Here is a 20,149-nt window from a genome sequence, read left to right on the forward strand (position 1 = left end):
TTAACTTCCAACTCGCGCTTGCGCCAATGAGCGCCGATCCGAGCCCAGGATGAGGCCCAGCGTGACGGCAAACCACACGGTCGGGTGCCGCAGAATGAAATGGCTGATGCTGAAGACGGCGAGTGCAAAGATCAGGACAGCCAAGGCGTCGAGCCGTGCGCGAAGCAGGAGCGCAAACGTGCCGACAAGCAGGCTGACAATGGCGATCACGCCAGGCAGTCCACCTTGGGTGAACACGTCCAGGAGGGTGCTGTGAGCTTCCACCGGGAGTGCTACGCCCTTGTCCGTGATTCCGCTTGGCTTCTCCAGATGCGGCCCGGGCCCAAGGCCAAGCGACCCGGACTCCAGTCCGGCATGCAAGGCGTCTTGCCAAAGACTTAGCCGCAGATTGGCGGTTGCCTTCGTTGCCTCACCGCCACGATCCTTCATCATGCCGGCGGCCAGCCCCTCGACATCATTCGCCGTTGCCATCCCGTAGGGGAGCAGTGAGAGCGAAAGGGGAATTATGGCGACAACGACGATCGCTGCAGCTGCGAAACGCAAACTCCATCGATGTTCGGGGGATGTCAGCCAGCTTCGCAAGCGCAGCGCAATGAGCAGCGGTATCGACAGCGACATCGAGATAAGAAAGGTATCGCTCTTCGTCAGCCGGCCGACGACGAATGTTACGATGCAGCTAAACACTGCGACGATCCGGCCAAACCGCTTGGCCGTCAGAGCCATATGAAGCGAGAGTGGTGTCAAAACCGCACAGTAGATTGCGAGCTGGTTTGGATTCTCCGACCAACCGCGGAACCGGTCCCAATACCATGGATCGACCGACGAGATGCTGAGGTAGCCCCAGCCCAATGCAAGTTGCACCGCCACGGCGACGATCCAGAATCCGATCAGGAACCATAGCGATTGGCGTAGGGTATCCTCGGGTCTCAACGTTGCAGCCACCAGGCACGTGAGGGCCGCCACGAGGAGATATGCGAAGATGTCGTGCACGACGAGCTCTGGGTCGACGATCTCCGGGCGTAGCAATGCAAGGAAGCCCCCGAAACTCTGAATCAAGACAAAGCAGCCCCAGAATACAACGAGCCAGAGCAGAGCTTGGGGGTTGTAAATTCTTGAACCCACCAAGAGATGCAGGGATGCGAGACCGAGCCAGAGGACGAGGCAGGCCTCCCCGATGCCCAGGGGGAAGCTGGGAAGACGCAGCTGCGAGGCTGTCCCAAGCACGAGGCCAAGCGCAAGAAGGGCACTGCCGATCATTGTATTTCACTGCTGCTGTGCGCCGCAGCCCGCCAGCCACTGGAATAGCTGCGGGAAAGCAGCTGCGTGTAAAGCTCGGCATAGCGATCGGCGACGACGTTGAGGTCGAACTCCTTGCGCACCACGTTGATCGAGCGTTGACCCATCGTCTTGGCACGCGCGGAATCCTGAAGAAGGTCGAGAATTGAGGCGGCGAGCGCGCGCGGGTCGCGCGGCGCTACAAGTTTGCCGTTCCAGTCCTCGCGGACAACGTCATCGCACCCCGGCATGCGGGAGGCGACGATTGGCACGCCAGCCAATCCGGCTTCCAAAAGAACACGGGGAATGCCTTCACGATATTCGGTCGGAAAGGCAAAGAGGTCGGCGATACCCAGAAGCGCGGGAATATCCGATCTGGCGCCGGTCGCAATCACATATGGTGCGTGCGCCTCGATCAGCTCCTGACCTACGGCGAATGGACCCTCGCTTTCGCGCGGACCGACGAGCAGAAAGCGGACGTTCGGGCGGACTTCATGCACGAGCTTGGCCGCTTCGAGGAGCGTTGTGATTCCTTTTTGTACGGTTAATCGGCTTACTGTCAGAACGATCTCGGCATCGCCGAGCCCGAGTTCGGCGCGCAGCTCGGCAGGCGAGGTCGTTCGCGCTTGCGCCGCTTCGAACGCGCCGACGTCGATCCCCGAGCTTCCGATGATGACAGATGAGCTCTTTCCAAGCAGGCGGTGTCGTTGAAAGAAGCTGCTGTCGGCCTTGTTCTGGAAAACCGTCGCCGCGGTCCAGCAAGCAGCCAGGCGTTGCATCGCCAGATAGACGGGGCGGAAGGCCAAGGCTCTCAGTTCTGTCGATGAGAATACCCATCCCATTCCGTTGATCGTGCGCACAACCGGTACGGAGCCACGAAGCGCCAGCGGCGCAAACAGGTTGGGCTTGGTATCAAACGTCTGGATCACGTCGGGCCGAGCGCTCTTCACGAGCCGCGCCAGTTGACCCATGGCCGCGCGATCGGCAAAGCCGACGCCAAATCTGTCGAACTGATATTGATGATACGGGATTCCGGTCTTCGCGAATGCAGATGCTGCACCAGTGCCGGCCGCGCTCACGCGCAGGCCGCGGTTCTGCAGAGCCGCCAGGAACGGGATACGCAAAGCGTGATCCTCGCCTCCTACGCAAAGCAAGTGCAGCGCCATGTTGGTTCCTTCCAGCCCTTTGAGCAATTCCGCCAAGATGTTAGTCTTTGCGGAGACCCCCGGTTTTCCCGGCGAAAGTTTGACAGGATCAGGTTAGGACGTGGCCGCGGCCTGTCTTCATTCATTCGCATGACAGCGGAAGTGAGCGGTTGGCGGACGTGCTCGAACAGGGCTGAAAAGACGACGCGGCGCGAGTGCATGTTTGCTGAACGCGCCGCGAAGCACGTCGATCTCCGACCAGTCGAGACAACGCGACACCGTATTCCGCGTCCACGCTAGGGCAGGACGGCGAGGCGGCCCAACAACGCGATCAGGTCTGCTTGCCGGCGTGTCTGTGTTTTAACAAACAGGGAAGCCAACTGGGAGCGTACTGTCGTTCGACTCAATCGTCGCGAACGAGCAATGTCGATCAGGTTGTTGCCTCGCGCCAACTCGAGAGCAAGCTGGGTTTCGGCAGCGGTGAATCCAAACAATCGCTGCAGCGTCCGCGGCGAAGGCTCCGGATGCGCGTCGAGATCCAGCAGGATCAATGCGATGGTCTCGTCGGACCACGCATTCGCGACCTGGTTGATCAGCGCGGTAAATCCTTCCTTGGTGGATGTTGCCAACCAGGAAGTCGAGCCTGCCGGAAACTGTGCGCCGGCGCGGTGGACCAGTTGCTTGACGGCGCCATAGAGCGTTTCGTGGCTCGCATCCACGCGCGCTTCGCGTTCCAATATTGCACGGCCGGCCGGACTGAGCTCGATAACCTTGCCGCGTCTGAGCAAGACCTGTCCGCAGCCGATCCGCGCGAGCACCCCGCGCAAGCCGTCCTGCTTGGGGTTCTGGGCGTCAGAGTGAGCAGATGAAACGGGACTGGAAATATTGAATATCGATTCAGAAGAATGATGCTGTAGAGCAATGGTAGACCTTGGCAATGCTTGGCTTAAGTTCAACATTTTATTCCCCCGGCCGCGCTGACCCGATGGAGTGAACGTGCCACAAAGATTCCCAACTTCTGCCACGCCTGGCAACGTTGAATGGGGGGTAACCCCGCGGCCGTCGGAGGGGGTGAAAGTTGCCGATCTTCCGGGCATCGACCCGGTTGTGATCAACGAAGAGGTAGCAACGCGGGTTGAAGGGGTAGCAAGGCGGGTTTAAGCCTCGCGGGAGCAGCCATGGAGGTATGCGGAAGCTACTCCGGAAGGAGCGCCCTGCTTACTCTTAAGGGAGTACCTCTGTTCGTGCTCAGTTCGAGAAGGCCGGCGCAGGGCGCAATGTGACTTCGATCACATCGCCTGGCTCCACGTCGAAGTCGACGGATGCGGTTATCCTGTCCCACTGTTGACCGAGCCGCCGCACGACGACCACGTCGGGATTGAGCTCGCCTGAATTGACGGGGATGGCACCCGAGCCGCCGATGGGCTGCAGTTTCTGGCTGAGCGCCTGCATTCTCACGCGCAAGTCCGCCAATCGAACGTTCGAGTCTTTCTGCTCCCTGAGCAGATTGATCGTGCGCTGGCTGGTGACACGTCCCGCTTGCCGCAGGAAGTCCTCACGCTGGCGCTGGAGCCGCATGAGTTCGACGCTGGTCTGCAGGCGTCGGGTCGAGGACAGCAACAGCGCGCGCCGGCTTTCGCTGACACGAGGACTTGCAAGCAATCCGGAGCCGAACGCCTTCATGACCCGTTCGAGCTCCTCTTCGTCGGCCTGCACGCCCTTCTCTTCACCTTCCTGTTGCTTCTTGAGCGTAGCGAACTGCGCGTCCGTTTGCTTTACGGCGTCGTCCAGGAAGCGTTGTTCCGTGCGGTAGTCGCTTTGTGAGGTCTTCAGAGAGTCCTTCTCGGCTTGAACGACCGAACCGATCACACCCGCGGGCAGCGAAATGTCGCTTGGAGGCGTGGCGTCGAACGTGTCGCGGCCATCAAGCTCCGCGCCGGTTCGGACGATATGGAAGTATTCCTTGGTGTATTCGGTGGCGAGGGACTGGTAGTCCCGCACAAGATCCGCAGGGTCGGTGGCGCCGGGCTGCATGCCACGCGACCGCAACAGGCTGAAGCCGCCGGCCACTGCCACGGCCTGGCGCACGGTCATTGAAGCCCGATACGTCTGCTGTCCGGGCGTGAGAACATCGCCGGAAACATAGACCGGCCGATATTCAACGACGCTTGCTATGACGTCGCCGGGCTTGACCACGAATGCCTGGTCGCGTCCGTCGGTCAGGCGTTGACGCAGTATCCGTGCCTGCAGCAGCGTCTCGATGCGGTTCTGCATCTGCGCCGGGGTCAGGCCGGCAACTTCAACCGTCCCCCCTCCCGGAAGCGGGATGGTGCCGTCGATCTGGATCTGCGTGCGGTTGCGTTGATCGGGGAGGCCACCGATCGAAATCTCGATGGTATCACCCGGTCCCAGCTTGTATGGCGCGGCAAGGGATAGCCCGCTTGTCGCGAAAAACAGAACTGCCGCGCATGAGCCCAGCAGGAGGGTGGAAGAGGGTCTGCCTTGCTTCTTGCACTTCATGGACGAACTCCCGATGTAACCGAGCCTTCGCCGCTCGCGATTTAGGGACACCGATATCGGATCCTTCAGCCGGCTCTCTTCAAATCCGGGATGAGGGCGGTCGGAAGGAAGATCTCGTAGTTTCCGAAGAAGTGCCTCTGCTCCTCGACGTGGTCGAACAGGCCCTGGCTCAAGGCAGCGAGGATTTCGCTGATCCCTTGCTGAACGCTGATCTCGGGCGTGAAATTCAATACCCGACGGATCTTGTCGAAGTTCACGCGGTAATTCCGGGGATCGGCGCCGCGCTCCTGATAGGTCACCTTCGATCGCGGAATGTGCCGCATGATCTCCTCAACGACCATCAGCTTGGTGAAGTTGTTTTCCTCGCAGCCCACATTGAAGACTTCGAAGGCGACCTTGCTGGTGGGCGCGCGGAGCACTTCCTCGATCGCGCGGGCAAAATCACGAACATGGCAGTAAGGACGCCAGGTGTTGGGATCGAATACCAGCAGTTCTTTTCCCAGGTGCAGTTCACGCACAAATTCGTTCACCGTGAGATCGAAGCGCATTCGCGAGGAAAGACCAAAGGCCGTCGCAAAGCGGAGAACCGTTGGATGGAATCCAGCCTTTCCCTTGAGACCCAGGATCTTCTGCTCCATCTCCACCTTGTGCTTGGCGTAAAGGGAGAGTGGTGCGAGCGGGTAATTCTCGTCGACGGCCGTGTCTACTTCCACTAGCCCATAGTTCGAGCAGGTGGACACGAAGATCAGCCGATCGACCGGATGGTGTTGCATCGCGTCGATGAAGGACGCGACGCCATTGCGATTGATGGCGTGACTTTCATCGGGGTACTTGCTCGTGATCGGATCGCCGACGAGCCCGGCGAGGATAACGACGTCATCCACCCCCTTCAATGCTTTATTGGCGAAACGGGGATCGCGAATATCGCCTTGCATGAACTCGTATTGCGGAACGCTCAGATAAGGCCAGGCACAGCTCTCGTTCTTGTAGATGAGCTGATCCAGGCAACGGACGTGCCAACCCTTTCTCAGGAGATGGCCCGTGATCACTGAGCCCACGTAACCAGCACCGCCTACCAGAAGCACAGTTCGCTTTTCAGTCACCATTTGATCACCCGTCTACTTTTGAAATAAGTTCGCACCGACAGATCCGCCAGTTGGCGCTATGCCGCTCTGGCTCTCCGGTCGGGGTCTTCGCATGCGGTTGAGAAGCGGCTCCCCCACGGCGATCCAGCCGGCCTGAACGATCCACCGGAGATCGGACGTGACGGTTCGATTGGAATAATATGCCAGGTCGATCTTCGCCTTCGCGGGAAACAGAACCTCCCGATAGAAATCCGCCACATTGCCGTCCGGCGGGAACAGCTCATTTTCATGCCGGAAGAGAACCTGGCACGGCCCGACGAGGCCTGGCCGGTGTTCCAGGATCTTTTCGAATCCGTTCCTGAAACAGTCGGCAAATACGAGCGTCTCGGGTCGCGGGCCGACGAAAGACATGTCACCCCGCAGAATGTTCCAGAGCTGCGGTAGCTCATCCAGCTTGAATGCAGCCAGCAGCCCGCCGATCGTCGTCATGCGGTTGTCGTTCACCATCGTGAGCGGACTTCCGCGATCGTCGCAATCGGCTCTGAACTTCCGGAACTTGTACATGCGGAACGGCGCCCCGTTCAGCCCGAGACGGAGTTGCGAATACAGTATCGGTCGCCCGCCTTCGATCCAGACTGCAAGCGCAATGACCAACAGGATCGGCAGCGAGACGAATATGGCCGTCCCGGCACCGAGGACATCGATGACGCGCCGCAAACGCACGGCCGGAGCCGCCGGCCCAGCGCATCCCGTATTGACCGTTTCGCTCATGCCTGTTCGACCTCCGCGGGACAGGTTACCCGAAGTCCATCCGCGAGGCTGTCTGCCACGTGATCGACGTCGGCGGGAGTCATCGCGGGATGGAGCGGCAAGGTGAGCTCACGTCCGCAAAAATCCTCAGTGTTGGGTAGGCTGATGCCCGGATACTGGTCCTGGTAGAACGTCAACCGATGCACCGGCGGATAGTGAATGGTCGTCTGAACGCCGCGCTTGCTGAGCTGCTCGATCAGGGGCTGCCGCGCGCTTGCCGCGGGGAGAAGAACCGGCATGAGATGGTGGGCCGATACCCACGACGCGTTGAATGGCACCAGGACCGAAGGGCAACGCTCGGCGAGCCGCCGCCGATAGTGCAGCGACAGATGCCGCCTGGCGTCGTTCCAACCTGCCAACTTACGCAGCTGCACCAGGCCGACCGCGGCGCGCAACTCGTCCATGCGGTAGTTGAATCCAAGAAGCGTCACGTCGTATTCGGGGCTGCGGCTGACGAGGCGCTGGCGCGTGTTGGTGGTCATGCCATGCGACCTGGCGCGCTTGATCATGTCGTTCAAGATCCGGTGACGCGTTATGATTGCGCCGCCTTCAGCAGTCGTCATGTTCTTGTTGCCGTAGAAGGAAAATGCGGCTGCATCGCCAAACGTGCCGACCCCCTTGACGCCGGGCGCATGCGCGGCGTCCTCGATCAGGAGCAGACCCTTGCTGCGAGCGAAGGCCTGCCACTCGTCTCGATCAGCGAGGTAGCCCCCAAAATGCATGAGGATCACCGCTTTCGTCCGCGAAGTGCACTTGCGGAGCGCATCGGCCGCGGACATCAGGGGAACTGCCCCGGATTGGACATCGACGAACACGGGCCGTGCTCCGACGTAGAGCACGGCATTGGCCGTGGCAACGAACGTGAGAGATGGAACGAGGACTTCATCGCCGGGGCCGACGCCGAGCGCATGCAGGATGAGGTGAAGTGCGGCCGTGCATGATCCGACTGCAATCGAGTCCTCGGCGCCGTGCATGCGTGCAAACGTTTGCTCGAACTCCCGTACGCGATCCCCCATGGTGATCCAGCCGCTATCGATCGCGGCAACAAGAGCTTCCTTTTCATCAATTCCCAGGGCCGGTTCTGATACCAACAGCATGTGTTCCTCTTCCCGTTCATTCCCCATGCGAAGGGTGACGCTGCGTCACGCAGCCGCAGTTGCGAATGCAGTCGATTGCTCGTCCCACGCAATGTCCTGGGCTTTCAGGAAGTCCTCGACCCGGCCAATGTCGAGCCACAGGCCAGTGTGCTTGAAGACGTTGACGCGGGCTTCTTCCTCGAGCATCTGGAACATCAGGTCGTCGAATCCGAAGGGGACGCCCGACGGAATGCGCTCGAGGACGACCGGATTCATGCAGTAGAGTCCCATGCTGACGAGGTTCGTCAGCTCCGGCTTCTCGCGAAATCCGGTCACGCGTCCATCGATTTCATCAATCACACCGAAGTCCATCTTCGTGCTCCGAACGGAGGTTCCGATGGTGATGTTGGCGTCTGATTTTCGGTGATTGTGGATCAGCTGGTTCAGGTTCAGGTCTGTCAGGACGTCACCGTTGAGGACCAGGAACGGCTCGTTGAGCTGTTCTCGCAGCAATGACAGCGGGCCGATCGTGCCGAGCGGCTCGAGCTCCTGCGTATACGTGATCTGCATGTTCCACTGGCTGCCGTCACCACAGACGCTGCGGATCAGATGGCCCAGATAACCGGTGGTGACGAAGACCTCTCCGATCCCGTTCCGTCTCAACCATTTGAGAACGAGCTCGAGGACGGGACGGGCGCCGATTGGCATGAGGGGTTTTGGCAAAATGGACGTATGTGGACGAAGTCGAGTTCCTCTGCCGCCGCACTGAACTACCGCTTTCATCTGAACCTCCATGTACTCAAAAAAATACGCATCAAAAAAAACGAGATATGCTTCTCACGGAAAAAGGTAGGAGCAAACCATGCCTGCGTCTTCGTTCGTTTGCATGAGAGCGTTGGAATCGGACGGCAGAGGAATGCCGGCGGGTAGTCCACGCAGTCGTGCAGTCGAGGCGTGCCTCTCCGGAAGACACGGGATTCGCCTTGACCAAGGGGCTCATGCGGAAGGCTTCGCGAAGGGCGAAAGAACGCCGCACTCGGCGGCCGGGTGAACCCCCGGGGCGCCAAGCCGCGATCGAGTCACAGGACAGCTCGTTTCCTTTGCTTGCCGAACGCGCCGATCGGTCAGGTATCGGCGGCCAAGTTAACCTTGCTGGCGATGTAGCGTGCCATGCCCCGAATTGAATCGAGATTCTCGGGCAGGATCTCATTGTCGTCGACGGCGATGCCGAAGGTCGTCTCGATGAACCCGACCACCTCGAGCACTCCGGTCGAATCGATGATCCCCTGGTCGAGCAGGGACGCGTCGTCGTTCAGCGCCGCGATGTCGCTGATGTAGAAATTCGATGTCAGAAAGGCGCGGATCTGCTCCTTGTAGCGGTCGGGTGCCAAGACCAGTGTCATTGCGTTGGTGCTCCATATGAAAGCGGGTGCGTCGATTGGTCGTCCACAAGCTATCCCGTGATGAGCTCTCTCTTGTTGATCTTGCCGGTGTCCGTGCGCGCCAGTTCCGGCACGATAACGACGTACTTGGGGACCATGAAACTCTCGAGGCGCTTGTGACATTCTCGCTGGATCTGCTTGGCGTCGATCGGCCGCACCTGGTCGATGACCACGAAGGCCTTGATCGCGTGGCCGAGCAGATCGTCGGGAACGCCGACGACTGCCGCTTCTCTTATGCCGGGAATGTCGAGCAAAGCGCTCTCCACCTCCTTGGGCGCGACCTTCTCGCCGCGTGATTTGATGACTTCGTCGCTCCGGCTGACGAAGTACAGATATCCGTCGGCGTCCATCTGACAGTAGTCGCCGGTGTAAAGCACCTGCTCGCCGGGAAGCGGTCCGGGCTTGAGTTTCTTGGCAGTAGCTTCGGGCTTTCGCCAATAGCCCTTCATGACGGTCGCACCGCGGATCACCAGCTGTCCGGCTATGCCGGCGCCGACCCGTTGATCACGCTCGTCGACGATCCACATTTCGGTATTCGGGATGGCAATTCCTACGCTCGACGGCTTCCGATCGAGATCCTCCGGCGGCAGGTAGGTGCAGCGTTTGCATTCGGTAAGACCGTACATGGAGTAGATGCGGGCGCCGGGGAACGTGTGTCTCAGCTGCGCCAGGTGCCGGACCGGCAGTGTGGCACCGGTGCTTGTCACGTAGCGAATGCTGGATAAATCGTAGCTCTTCAACGACTCAAGGTGCAGCAAAGTCGAGAACATCGTCGGCACGCCGGGAAAACCCGTCACTCTCTCTTCCGCAACACGCCGAAGCGTCTCGGCGGGGAAAGCAAACGAGCGTTCGAGAACAAGGCGTGCTCCGGCGCGTACGGCCATGATCATCTGATACAGGCCGTAGTCGAAGGCGAGTGGCAGAGCGTTGAGGATGACCTCATCGTCACGGACGTCCAGATACGACGAAACCGACGTACACGCCGTCATCATGTTCCGATGCGTCAGCATCACCCCTTTGGGCTCGCCGGTCGAGCCCGAGGTGTAGACAATGGCGGCGAGATCGATATCGATGCAGCGGCGCGCTGGTGCCGCGTCGTGCTCGGTGGCCGTTACAGTGCTCCATCGTACCGCATGCGGCAGCGCGTTCAGATCGGCGTCGTCGATAGGGCCGGACACGATCACGCGGCGCAAGGAAGGGCAATGTCGTGCAGGTTCGCGGAACGTAGCGTAAAGGCGCGTTTGCGTAATGAGCGCTGTCGGCTGGCAGTCGTTGAGGAGATAGCCGAGCTTGTCGGGTTTCGTGAGAGAGTTGATGAGGCATACGATCGCGTTGGCCTTGAGGACGGCCCAGAAACTGACGGCTGCCTCGACGGTGTTGTCGGCAAAGATCATCACACGATCGCCGCGCTCGACGCCGGCCTCGACCAGGTGGTGCGCGACCGCATTCGACCACGCCTCGAACTGGTCGTAGGTGACCCGATGACCGTCGCATACGAGCGCGACCTTCGCGCCGTTTTGATGGGCCGAGTTGATCAGGTAATCGTGCAGGAGCGGCACGGGATTGTTGATCATGCGTAAACTCCCGGTACGTCCTGGTGGTCGACGTCCACACTGAGCTCGAGGCGATGCGGTGCTTCCGGCCGGTCCGCGACGAACTGCTGGAACAGGAGCTGAGTGGACAGGACGCCGACGAGCGCCATGTTGTCGAAATTGGACAGGTCGCCATCGCCGGCGTGTGCATGGGCTTGGCACTTGGTGCGCAGCCGCTCGACCGCCACCGGGTCGAAGATGTTGGCGGCGCGGACGCTTGCGCCTGAGAGCGCTTCGTCGACATAAGGGGGGGCATCCCTGTCGACGAAGCAGAGCGCATTGGGGGTCCGGTAGGGCTGCTTCTTGCGTGTGACGATCTCTGGTGGAACCTGCGACTGTGTGACACGCTTAAGGACGTGCTTCTCGTCGAGGATACGAAGCTTGCAGGCGTCCGGAAGGGAGTTCGCGAGCTCGACGACGTCGTCATCAAGGAATGGAAAGCGTCCCTCGACCGAGTGCGCCATCAGCATCCGGTCTCCCTGGGAGGAGAGCAGGTATCCGGCCAGGAGCGTCTTGGTCTCGAGGTACTGATCTTGTGCGAGCGGCGTCCAGCGGGAGAAATCCGGCGGCAGACGATCGAGCAATTCGGTTACCGGGTCGGCTCGCGAGGTCGCCGCGCGCATGTCTTCGGAGAACAGGCGCTTGATCGCGCTGGTGCTGCGCCAACGCGGAGAGTGAGCAAAGCCGGGCGCACCCGGGGCAGAAATGCCGTGTCCGAAGAACTTTAGCGCGATGGCCTGCATGTGGACCGGCGATCGCGAGATGTAGGGATAGAGCCGGCTCAGGAGGGCGGCGCGCCGCGTTGAGGCCGGCTGGCGGCCCCAGAAACGGCGGATCTTGCCTTCGCGAAACACATCATAGCCGGCGAACATTTCATCTGCGCCTTCGCCGGTCAGCACGACCTTGATGCCGCGCTCGCGTACGAGCTTCGAGAGCAGGAACAGCGGTGCAGGGGCGGTCCGCAGGATTGGCCGCTCAGTGTGGTAGATGACCTTGGGAAATACCTCGGCGATATCCTGTCGCGAGACCATGAGCTCGTGGTGCTCGCTCGCAATCGTGCGTGCCATTAGGTGCTGATAGGAGGTCTCGTCATACTCAGCGTCGGCAAAGCGCACGGAAAACGTCTGGAAGCGCCTGCCTGCAAACCGGCTTCCCAATGCCGCAACAAGCGAACTGTCGAGACCACCGGAGAGATAGCCTCCCACGGGGACGTCGGACCGCACCATTCGGAGCGCCGTAGCCGCCTCCAATGCTCTACGCACAGCATCGATCACATCATCATTGCAGCCGGCAGACAAAATGCGATGCTCGTCGGACCGGGTCGCATAGGACGGAGTCCAGAATGCGCGGTCCCGGACCGCGCCGCGCACGTAACTGCGGACGTGTCCCGGTTCAATTTCCGTGATCCCCTGAAACACGCTTTGCGGCGGCACGCTACTCCAGAAGGTAAAGGTCTGGTCGATGCCTGCCGGATCGAACGCTCGAGGGATTGCCGGATTTGCCGCGAAGATGGCCTTGATCTCACTGGCGAAGTAGAGTTGGCCTTGATGGTTGCAGATATAGAGCGGACAGATTCCGGTCCGGTCACGGGACAAGACGAGGCGGCCGGCGGAGGCGTCCCAGATGGCAAGGGCCCATTGCCCGTTCATCCGTTCGAATGCTGCCTCGCCCCAGGCGCGATAGGCCTGAATCACGACCTCCGTGTCGCTGCGGGTGCGGAAGCGATGGCCGAGCGAGATCAGCTGCTCGCGCAGCTCGACATAGTTGAAGATCTCGCCGTTGAACACGATCCAGGCGGGCCCGCCGGGATCGGAGAGAGGCTGTTGTCCGCCCGCTATGTCGATGATCGAGAGCCGGGCGTGCGCCAGGCCCGCGCGTTGGTCCCGGTAGAGGCCTCGCTCGTCTGGCCCGCGATGTGCAAGCGCCCCGACCATCCGCAAGAGCGCTCTCCGCGAAGGACTCGGAGCGTTCGCACTCAGCGCCACGATGCCGGCGATGCCGCACATGCCGTCTAGTCCTCGATTACCGCATCAACGAGTAGAGGCGGGCTGTGAAGATAGCGCGTCGCCCGACGCTTGGAAGTGATGTCCTTGAATACCTTCTGCACCTGCGCTGTGGCCAGACCTACGGCCTCGGCCACGTTGTCGGCGGAAATGCCGTGGTTGACCGCGTACATGCAAACGTCAGTCAATCGATACGGGGCAGCGAAATAGAACTCCTCCTGGCTCTGCGGCAGCGAGAATGTGTCGGATGTCGGCGGCCGTCGCCTGATCTCGTCGTCGATGCCAAGGTATTCGGCCAGTTGGTAGACTTGGCTCTTGTAGAGATGCGCAATCGGCATGACGTCCGCATCCCCGTCACCCTGCTTCACGAAGAAGCCCTGATCGTGCTCGAGCCGGTTTGGCGTACCTATCACGGCATATTTCAGGCGGTCCGCGTGATAGTACTCGGTCATCTTCCGGACCCGTTGCTTGTAGTTGGTTGCAGCAACGATCTGCAGGTAGACCTCGGGCGGAAGACGCACGGTGGAGGTTTCGCCGTCCGGGTCTTGTACGGTCAGACGGGTGATGTTGATGCCGGCGCTCTCCGAGCCCGAGCCAAGCACCAGCTTGCACTTCCAGTCGATTCCATACTCGGGTACGACGGCTTGGATCGCCTCTCGCTGCCGGCGGTACGCGCCCAATGCTTCGAGCGCCGGTGCGATGTCTTCGACGACCGTCGTGAGGCGCAGTTGCGTGGCAACGGCCCGGCCGAGTCTCAGCGAATCGGACGACGAATCGCGCTCGGGCATCAGCAGGCCAAGGACCTTCGTATTTCCAAATGCGCGCGCACAGAGCGCTGCGACCACCGAGCTGTCGATGCCGCCGGAAAGCCCGACGATGGCTCCGCGTCGGCCAAGCACGCCAAGGACACGGTCGCGCAAGAACGCGACGATGCGCGCGACCTCGGATGGCGCATCCAGGACCAGGGCGTCTTTACTGAACGCGGGTTCGGTTTGGCTGTGTGCTGCTTGCAAGGTCACTTGAACAATCCGCCTCTCTCTGGGGAAACTCGGCCGGTGAGTAGGTTTGCGACAGCGCCTTCTGGACGAGGTGCAAGTTCATCGCGAGGTAGGGCGGCATGACCAGATCGGTGTGAGTGCCTGCGCTTGGGACGACATCGATCTGGGCAAACGCACGATCCCATCCCAGAGTTTGCGGCATCTTCTTTCGCTGGCATCGGAACAGAACGGCGGAGAACGGCAGCATCGATTTCGGCTCCGCCAACCAGCGGAAGTAGGCCTTCGCGCGCAAGACTTCCTGCAATTCCTGCTTGAGCCTGAACGACGTGAGATCGAACTGCCCCTTCGCGCGGCGATCGAGCATCCGGGCCAGGTTAGCTTCATGGCCGATCGCAACGGTTGCCTTGGCGAGGGCCCGGCAGACCATCCGGGGCGCGGTGACCCGGTTGTTGCGGATTCGACGGATCGTGCGGGTCAACGTCTCCCATGCAGAACTGCGCTCGCCCATGAGGCTGGTGTCGAGAATTCCGAAGAACTTCACCGAGCGGCCGGCGGCAAACATTCGCGTCGCGACCTCGAAGGCGACCGCCCCACCGAGCGAATGACCGAGAAGTCTGATGTGGCCGCGCGGCTGGATGCGATTGATCTGCTCCACGGCAGCAGCAGCCATATCGCAAACGCTGTCCTGACCCTGCAATATCTTGCCGAGATCCGGGTAGCGGATCGGAACGACATGTGCAATTTCGCGTATTGAGGCTGTCAGGGCGGCGAGGCTGGCTCCATAACCAAGTGAGCCGGGCAGTAGGAAAAGCACGGGCGGCGCCGCCGCCACAATGCACGAGGGCGGAGAAGCCAAATCCTCGCCTGTATCAATCAATGGCCGTAGCTTCATTGGCATGCAACCGACTGACCGAGCTCCAAAATTGGAGTATGAAGACGTTGAAAATCCTCTCATCATTCATTTGCATGAAGCACATGGTCGCGCCCAGGAAATTGGTTATTTTCGCTCCAGCGCGTCTGTCGTCCATGTGCCGCCTCCTCGAGCGGACGCGAAGTTCGGGGCGTGCTCTTTCGACCCTCTGGGTCACACAGGCCCATTGATCGGTGCGCCCGACGTCCGCGCGCCGCCAGGCCCATTCAAGAGAAACAGCGCCACGATAATTCCCAGGGCGTAGCCGGTAGCTCCTCCGGCGGCCATCATGTAGATCACCTGCAACGGGTCGAGGCCGAGGTGAGCACCGATGAGAAGCGGGCCAAATACAAACACGGCCCGCACCAGATCAACAAGCAGACGCAGTTCCTGACGGCGAAAAAGAGTCGGAACTTCCTGAATGGGCGTCGACAAGGCTTGTGCGGCGCACATGAGCGCCAGGGCGCCCATGATCTGACCCGTAGGTATCCAGGATTCTCCGAGCAGCGGAACGACGACGTAGGGGGAGATAAATCCAAGGCCGAGCACCGGCAGAACGATCAGGCCGGCCGCAACGACCAACAGGCCGCATGCGGTGCCGAGCAGATGATGACGGTCGAAGTCTTTGCTGGCCTCGGCGACGAAGACATTGCTGAGCGGCAAGGCGATCAGGGTGACCGGACCGGTCACGAGACGGGCGGCGACGCCAAAATGCCCCGCGAATGCGGTACCGAATAGCGAGCCTATGAAGATTGCGGGGAGATTGATGATCGCGAATCCCGCAAGGGCCGAGGGCAGCTCGAACAGGGGAAATTTGTACTCTCGCCGCGCCGTCGCCGCGACCGAACCCCACGGGGCTTGCGCGATGCGGCGGATGTCCTCCCATTTCAGGAGCCGGACGCAGAGAAATGCGATCAACACAGCCTGGCTCAGGATGTGGGCTTGGATCATTGCGCCGTCCCCGAGGTGCGCGAGGCCGAAGCTCACCTGGAGCACTGCCATCGACGCCGGCAGGATCAGGCGGCCCATGCCGAAGTCACGCATATGATTGAAGCGCAAGCACCAGCAGTTCATTGCGTCGGCAACGCCGACCGCAGCCATCCCGATGGGTACGAGGTAGGTAAGATGTTGCAGTCGTGCTGGCACCACGTCCGACAGCAGGTATCCCGCGGTTAGCACAACAGAGGTCGTAAAGCAGACCGCCACGAGCGTGAGCTTGAGCGCGACCAGCGCGTGAGCTCTGTCCTCAACCACATACAGAGACGTGCTGAAGCGAAGTCCGGCTATCGCGCCGACGATGTTTACGATTGAGAGATAGATCGTGAATATTCCAAAATCCTCCGGCGAATAGAGCCGGGTAAGGATGGGAATGGCCGCTACGAGCATGAGCTGGCCGGTGAGTGCGAGGGCGGAGACGCCCGCCGCTGCACGAACAAGAGCCCCTGTCCGCGTCGGACCGGTCGCCGGTTTCGCGGCCATGAAGAACTTCCTCGGTCCAGAATTCATTTCAAAAACGGCAAGATCGTCGCGATGACGGTGCGATCTATTTCGATTCGATCGTAGGATGGAGAGGGGCGCGCGCCATCATTCGTTCGCATGACGCTGACTGAAGTGTCGCGGAATCGAAGGAGAGTTTGCATGAACAGCTCGTGCTTGCGGAATAGACGACGCATGGAGCCCGATCGTGGGGCCGGAACCCAGCTGTGATGCGCGTGGCTTGTGGGCGGATGATGGATACTCACGCAAGCCGCGCCGACGGGAGACGCCGATCTACAGGCGATGGGGACGTGAGCTGTGCAAGCCGAAGGCCGGTCCGCGCGAGCAAGTCCGACAAGGCGGATGGTCTGACGGCGATCAGGTTATCGTCGTCCGGTCCTGGTATGTCGGGAGACGCTGGCTCGAGTCGTCCCGCCCTGAGATGGAAGAGCTCAAACCCGTGATCGGTCAGTCGGTCATACAGCTCCGCACGCGAGGTGCCGGCCCGCCGAAGGTTGAGCTCAGAATCCTCTATGTACAGACATCGGCAATTGGAAATGGTCTGGGCGGCGCCCTTGAGAAGATCGACTTCGAACCCTTCGACATCGACCTTCAGGAGATCGATCGCCCGATTTCCGACGATCGAATCGAGCGTTCGTACTGGAACTCGGAGCGCCGCGATGCCGGCCGGAGGAGTAGCGCATGCGAAGTTCATGTCGTCACTCCGAAAGTCCGTGAAGACGAGCTCGCCTTCCGTGCTGCCGATCGCCGTGTTGTGGACCTCGACGGTCAATCCGTTCAGGCGAATGTTGCCCAGCAGGTATTTGCAGATGCGCGGATGTGCTTCGATAGCGATGACTCGTCCGGATCGGGCAACCCGCATGGCGGCCGCGAGGCTCAACTGTCCGACATTCGCGCCGACATCGACGAAGGTTTCTCCGGGCTGCAGGTAAGATCCGACGAAGTCGGCGTCTTCGGCGCGAAGGTTCCGGTTGCGCCAGAGTCCTGCGGACATGGAGCTGGGATAGAAACGCATTCTGTATCCGGCAGGAAAGCCGAAGGTGATAAAGCGGCACAGTCCGCTCACCCACAGTCCGCGCGATAGCAGGAACCGAGCCTTGTCGGGCTCCTCTTGAATTCGAGCGAGCAGTTGATGCAATTTGTGCAAGGGGCCACCCATCTCTAGCGGTTAGCTGCTCGGGAGAGCGTAGGCTGACCGGGGCGCCCGGCCATCCTTCATTTGCATGATGGTATCGATCGTTCGATTCCGGATCTCCCGGTCCCGCAGTGATCCTGCCGACCGAGCTGACCGCTTCGAGACCTCGCGTCTGGGGATAATCATCGTCATGCGAATGAAGGATGACCAGTCCCATGCCGCTACCTAGCGTTCGTCGTGTGTAATTCGGTCGGTCTTGACGTTCACTGCTCATCAAGAAGGACGCGGTGCAACGCGATGAGGTCGGTGTTTTGCGGAGCCGATCGCGGGTTCGTCGGGGCCGACTGCTTGAATGACATGAACTGAGCTTGAGGGAAAAGCAATGAACCTGTTGCAGCACGACGGGTCGGAGGGCATTCGAGATCCGGACGCCCGCCCCATGATTTCGGTGGCCATACCAACCTTCCGTCGACCGGATATGATACGCCGTACGATTGAAAGCGTGCTGCAGCAGAATTACGCCGACTGGGAAATGGTGATCAGCGACGACGAGGGTCCAAAAGGCGTCAGTTGGAGCATTCTGTCTGAATACGCTCGGAGCGATTCCCGTATTCGAATTGTCCAGAACCACCGAGGACGGGGCCAGGTTGAGAATACGAACAGCGCGATGCTCGCATGTCGCGGTCATTGGATCAAAGTGTTGCATGACGACGACTGGCTGGTGCCGGGATCGCTCGAGACTTTTGCGGAATTGGCGAGGACGTACCCCACCGCTGCGTTCATGACCTCCACATCTCATCTCGTTCAGGATGAAGGCATAAAATACCGCCGGGGAGGGCAGGTTACGCGGTATTCGAGCCAGCAGTGCCTGACTGATCTCTATTTGGTCGGCAAGACCCGGGTGCTGGGAATTGTTCCGTCGACCCTGCTGATCAACAGCGAGGTCATCCAGGCGGGTTGTCTGATGCGAAACTACAAGTCGATCCGGTGGGGAGTGGACCAGCTGTTCTTCGTCGACCTCGCCTGTCATGGCGACATGGTGGCGATCGACGACGGCCTGATCTTCTACGATATGACGGACCACGCGAACATTACCGCTTCCAAATCGTTCTCTCAGATCGATGAGGAGACCCTTGATCTCAAGAATCTGACCTGGAGCCTGGTCGAGGACAAGCAAGGGCTTCCGGATCCCGAAACGGTCGTGCGTGCATTGCGGGTTGCAAGATTGCGCGGAAGATTTCGCCACCAGTCCTGGGGGGCGACGATCCGGGACGCGCTCCAGATCCTGCGTCCCTCGGTTATCAAGGCAGCCAACAAGGCGATCCGGGCGCGAGCGCGTACATCGGCAGCGGGCTCACTAGCTCGTGTGGGTCACGCCTGACGGAGCCGCCGCCGATCATTATCGGGACAGGGCGCTGGTCCGATCGGGGGCATCGAGACGTGTTACGAAGTCGAACACGGGGCCGCCCGCTACCCCCCAATTGCTCGACCAGATCACCTGGGAACCGTCAGGCGACGGCGAGCCGTGAGTCTCGCTCCAGTAGTCGTGCGGGACGTTGCGTGTGTACGCAATGCGTCGGAATTCGCCACTGCCGTCAATTCGCAGAGCAATGACTTCCCGAGCGAAGGGCGCAAACTTTGGTAGCTGGGCGATCTCGGCTGGATCGCCGCCATAGCTTAGAATCACCCAGCCGGGCCAGTGGATCGCGCGCGTGGACGCATGCGAGGCCTCTCCACGCGGAGCAAGGGCGGTAACCACGCCGTCATCCAGCCGGCGCTTGATCACCTGGTATATGTCGGGATCAGCTTTGCTGATTCCGACGTATATCTCGCGTCCGTCTGTGTCCACGGCCATGTCGCCATGACTCGGACGATGATGTTCGGTCCAGCTCTGCACCAGATCGCCTGCGACGGTATAGATGAATGCCTCATCCTTTCCGTCGACCCAGCGGCTGCATCTGATGTAGCTGCCCAGGGCAGATATCTCGCAAACGCCGTCTCGCCCGGGCAGTTTCCCCACTTCGATATCCGGAAACTTCTGTCGGCTCACGAGGTCAAACGCGAATGCGACGACGACGCCGTCGGCGCGCGTGCCCCGCACGGCGATGCGCCGGCCATCCTGAGAGGGATTGCCCTTGCCCGGTCCGAACTGAAGGCCGCGATAGCCCTCGGCCATCAGCATGATCTCTTCGGCATTGGTTCGCGGCGTCCAGAGCGAGATCTTGCGCCCGATCACGCATATCATGCGCTCGGGATCGCGCGGGTGCCATTCGCACTCGTCTTCACGCTGCCGGCGGAACAGCGGAACGTATGTCCGTCCGTCCAGAAAGCAGAGCCCGTTACAACCGTTGGCGATCAGAAGCAGAGTCTGGTCTGCGTTCCAGGCCTGCGCGCTCGAATATCGGTGGGTGCAATAGGCTCGTTGGCAGGCCAGGCCAGCGCCCAAGGGCCCCGGGGTTGTTATCCGGACGATCGTGGCGCCGGTGTCGGGATCGGTGACCGGAACGAGATAATCGGGCAAGTTCATGCTGCTGGCAGTAGTCAGCTTGGTCTTTGCAAGCGTCTGTGCGGCGGCGATGCCCGCCAATGCAAGCACGACGGCCACGGCGCCGGCCAGGCCAATTCGCGTGTAGAGGGACGGAGACATCCGTATCTTGCTCC

18 protein-coding genes are annotated in these 20,149 nt (G+C 60.7%); 1 reads left to right on the forward strand and 17 read right to left on the reverse strand.

The window, feature by feature from the left end; translation table 11 throughout:
• From HAP41_RS20075 to HAP41_RS20150, 16 genes are all read right to left on the reverse strand, one after another.
• Positions 1-1,257: an O-antigen ligase family protein gene (locus HAP41_RS20075; RefSeq protein WP_166097416.1), complete on the reverse strand. Its 1,257-nt coding sequence runs from the start codon at positions 1,255-1,257 to the stop codon at positions 1-3.
• Positions 1,254-2,477, reverse strand: coding sequence for a glycosyltransferase (locus HAP41_RS20080; RefSeq protein WP_224580797.1), 1,224 nt, complete (start codon positions 2,475-2,477; stop codon positions 1,254-1,256). The genes HAP41_RS20075 and HAP41_RS20080 overlap by 4 nt, the downstream gene beginning before the upstream one ends.
• Positions 2,478-2,716: 239 nt before the next feature.
• Positions 2,717-3,379: a helix-turn-helix transcriptional regulator gene (locus HAP41_RS20085; protein ID WP_166097414.1), complete on the reverse strand. Its 663-nt coding sequence runs from the start codon at positions 3,377-3,379 to the stop codon at positions 2,717-2,719.
• A 289-nt stretch (positions 3,380-3,668) separates the two neighbouring features.
• Positions 3,669-4,940, reverse strand: a complete 1,272-nt coding sequence (locus HAP41_RS20090; protein ID WP_085401006.1) for a polysaccharide biosynthesis/export family protein — start codon at positions 4,938-4,940, stop codon at positions 3,669-3,671.
• Positions 4,941-5,005: 65 nt separating this feature from the next.
• A complete protein-coding gene (locus HAP41_RS20095; protein ID WP_166097412.1) occupies positions 5,006-6,046 on the reverse strand; it encodes an NAD-dependent epimerase/dehydratase family protein in 1,041 nt (346 codons plus the stop codon).
• A 12-nt stretch (positions 6,047-6,058) separates the two neighbouring features.
• Positions 6,059-6,796: a sugar transferase gene (locus HAP41_RS20100; protein WP_166097410.1), complete on the reverse strand. Its 738-nt coding sequence runs from the start codon at positions 6,794-6,796 to the stop codon at positions 6,059-6,061.
• Entirely contained in the window at positions 6,793-7,932 is a 1,140-nt protein-coding gene (locus tag HAP41_RS20105; RefSeq protein ID WP_071915351.1) for a DegT/DnrJ/EryC1/StrS family aminotransferase, read from the reverse strand. The genes HAP41_RS20100 and HAP41_RS20105 overlap by 4 nt, the downstream gene beginning before the upstream one ends.
• Before the next feature lie 45 nt (positions 7,933-7,977).
• Entirely contained in the window at positions 7,978-8,694 is a 717-nt protein-coding gene (locus tag HAP41_RS20110; RefSeq protein WP_166105892.1) for a nucleotidyltransferase family protein, read from the reverse strand.
• Between the two features lie 341 nt (positions 8,695-9,035).
• A complete protein-coding gene (locus HAP41_RS20115; protein WP_166097407.1) occupies positions 9,036-9,314 on the reverse strand; it encodes an acyl carrier protein in 279 nt (92 codons plus the stop codon).
• 50 nt (positions 9,315-9,364) lie between these two features.
• On the reverse strand, positions 9,365-10,927 hold the full coding sequence (locus HAP41_RS20120) for a class I adenylate-forming enzyme family protein (RefSeq protein ID WP_166097404.1): 1,563 nt from the start codon (positions 10,925-10,927) through the stop codon (positions 9,365-9,367).
• The gene (asnB, locus tag HAP41_RS20125; RefSeq protein WP_166097402.1) at positions 10,924-12,951 is read right to left on the reverse strand and encodes an asparagine synthase (glutamine-hydrolyzing); all 2,028 of its coding nucleotides are present in this window, start codon (positions 12,949-12,951) and stop codon (positions 10,924-10,926) included. The genes HAP41_RS20120 and asnB overlap by 4 nt, the downstream gene beginning before the upstream one ends.
• Before the next feature lie 5 nt (positions 12,952-12,956).
• Complete coding sequence (gene nadE / locus HAP41_RS20130; RefSeq protein ID WP_166097395.1) at positions 12,957-13,967, reverse strand: NAD(+) synthase; 1,011 nt, start codon at positions 13,965-13,967, stop codon at positions 12,957-12,959.
• Positions 13,921-14,823 carry a thioesterase domain-containing protein gene (locus HAP41_RS20135; protein WP_223153623.1) on the reverse strand — a complete coding sequence of 301 codons (903 nt, stop codon included), beginning with the start codon at positions 14,821-14,823 and terminating at the stop codon, positions 13,921-13,923. The genes nadE and HAP41_RS20135 overlap by 47 nt, the downstream gene beginning before the upstream one ends.
• Entirely contained in the window at positions 14,816-14,974 is a 159-nt protein-coding gene (locus HAP41_RS20140) for a hypothetical protein (protein ID WP_223153622.1), read from the reverse strand. Before HAP41_RS20140 ends, HAP41_RS20135 begins: the two co-directional genes overlap by 8 nt.
• A 56-nt stretch (positions 14,975-15,030) precedes the next feature.
• A complete protein-coding gene (locus HAP41_RS20145) occupies positions 15,031-16,335 on the reverse strand; it encodes a lipopolysaccharide biosynthesis protein (RefSeq protein WP_166097390.1) in 1,305 nt (434 codons plus the stop codon).
• A 259-nt stretch (positions 16,336-16,594) separates the two neighbouring features.
• A complete protein-coding gene (locus HAP41_RS20150) occupies positions 16,595-17,512 on the reverse strand; it encodes an FkbM family methyltransferase (protein ID WP_166097388.1) in 918 nt (305 codons plus the stop codon).
• 358 nt (positions 17,513-17,870) lie between these two features.
• Here HAP41_RS20150 and HAP41_RS20155 point away from each other — a divergent pair, with 358 nt between their 5' ends.
• The gene (locus tag HAP41_RS20155; protein ID WP_166097385.1) at positions 17,871-18,869 is read left to right on the forward strand and encodes a glycosyltransferase family 2 protein; all 999 of its coding nucleotides are present in this window, start codon (positions 17,871-17,873) and stop codon (positions 18,867-18,869) included.
• Between the two features lie 18 nt (positions 18,870-18,887).
• Here HAP41_RS20155 and HAP41_RS20160 read toward each other — a convergent pair whose 3' ends face one another.
• The gene (locus tag HAP41_RS20160) at positions 18,888-20,135 is read right to left on the reverse strand and encodes a hypothetical protein (protein WP_071915345.1); all 1,248 of its coding nucleotides are present in this window, start codon (positions 20,133-20,135) and stop codon (positions 18,888-18,890) included.
• Positions 20,136-20,149 lie beyond the last annotated feature (14 nt).

It is taken from the genome of Bradyrhizobium barranii subsp. apii (genome assembly GCF_011516635.5).
GTDB lineage: Bacteria > Pseudomonadota > Alphaproteobacteria > Rhizobiales > Xanthobacteraceae > Bradyrhizobium > Bradyrhizobium barranii.

Coding starts and splice junctions, on each gene's coding strand:
- HAP41_RS20150 (WP_166097388.1), bottom strand. CDS start 17,512: ATGGGTGGCCCCTTGCACAAATTGCATCAACTGCTCGCTCGAATTCAA.
- HAP41_RS20160 (WP_071915345.1), bottom strand. CDS start 20,135: ATGTCTCCGTCCCTCTACACGCGAATTGGCCTGGCCGGCGCCGTGGCC.
- HAP41_RS20155 (WP_166097385.1), top strand. CDS start 17,871: ATGAACCTGTTGCAGCACGACGGGTCGGAGGGCATTCGAGATCCGGAC.
- HAP41_RS20145 (WP_166097390.1), bottom strand. CDS start 16,335: ATGGCCGCGAAACCGGCGACCGGTCCGACGCGGACAGGGGCTCTTGTT.
- HAP41_RS20085 (WP_166097414.1), bottom strand. CDS start 3,379: ATGTTGAACTTAAGCCAAGCATTGCCAAGGTCTACCATTGCTCTACAG.
- HAP41_RS20075 (WP_166097416.1), bottom strand. CDS start 1,257: ATGATCGGCAGTGCCCTTCTTGCGCTTGGCCTCGTGCTTGGGACAGCC.
- HAP41_RS20090 (WP_085401006.1), bottom strand. CDS start 4,940: ATGAAGTGCAAGAAGCAAGGCAGACCCTCTTCCACCCTCCTGCTGGGC.
- asnB (WP_166097402.1), bottom strand. CDS start 12,951: ATGTGCGGCATCGCCGGCATCGTGGCGCTGAGTGCGAACGCTCCGAGT.
- HAP41_RS20140 (WP_223153622.1), bottom strand. CDS start 14,974: ATGGACGACAGACGCGCTGGAGCGAAAATAACCAATTTCCTGGGCGCG.
- HAP41_RS20115 (WP_166097407.1), bottom strand. CDS start 9,314: ATGACACTGGTCTTGGCACCCGACCGCTACAAGGAGCAGATCCGCGCC.
- HAP41_RS20100 (WP_166097410.1), bottom strand. CDS start 6,796: ATGAGCGAAACGGTCAATACGGGATGCGCTGGGCCGGCGGCTCCGGCC.
- HAP41_RS20120 (WP_166097404.1), bottom strand. CDS start 10,927: ATGATCAACAATCCCGTGCCGCTCCTGCACGATTACCTGATCAACTCG.
- HAP41_RS20110 (WP_166105892.1), bottom strand. CDS start 8,694: ATGAAAGCGGTAGTTCAGTGCGGCGGCAGAGGAACTCGACTTCGTCCA.
- HAP41_RS20095 (WP_166097412.1), bottom strand. CDS start 6,046: ATGGTGACTGAAAAGCGAACTGTGCTTCTGGTAGGCGGTGCTGGTTAC.
- HAP41_RS20105 (WP_071915351.1), bottom strand. CDS start 7,932: ATGCTGTTGGTATCAGAACCGGCCCTGGGAATTGATGAAAAGGAAGCT.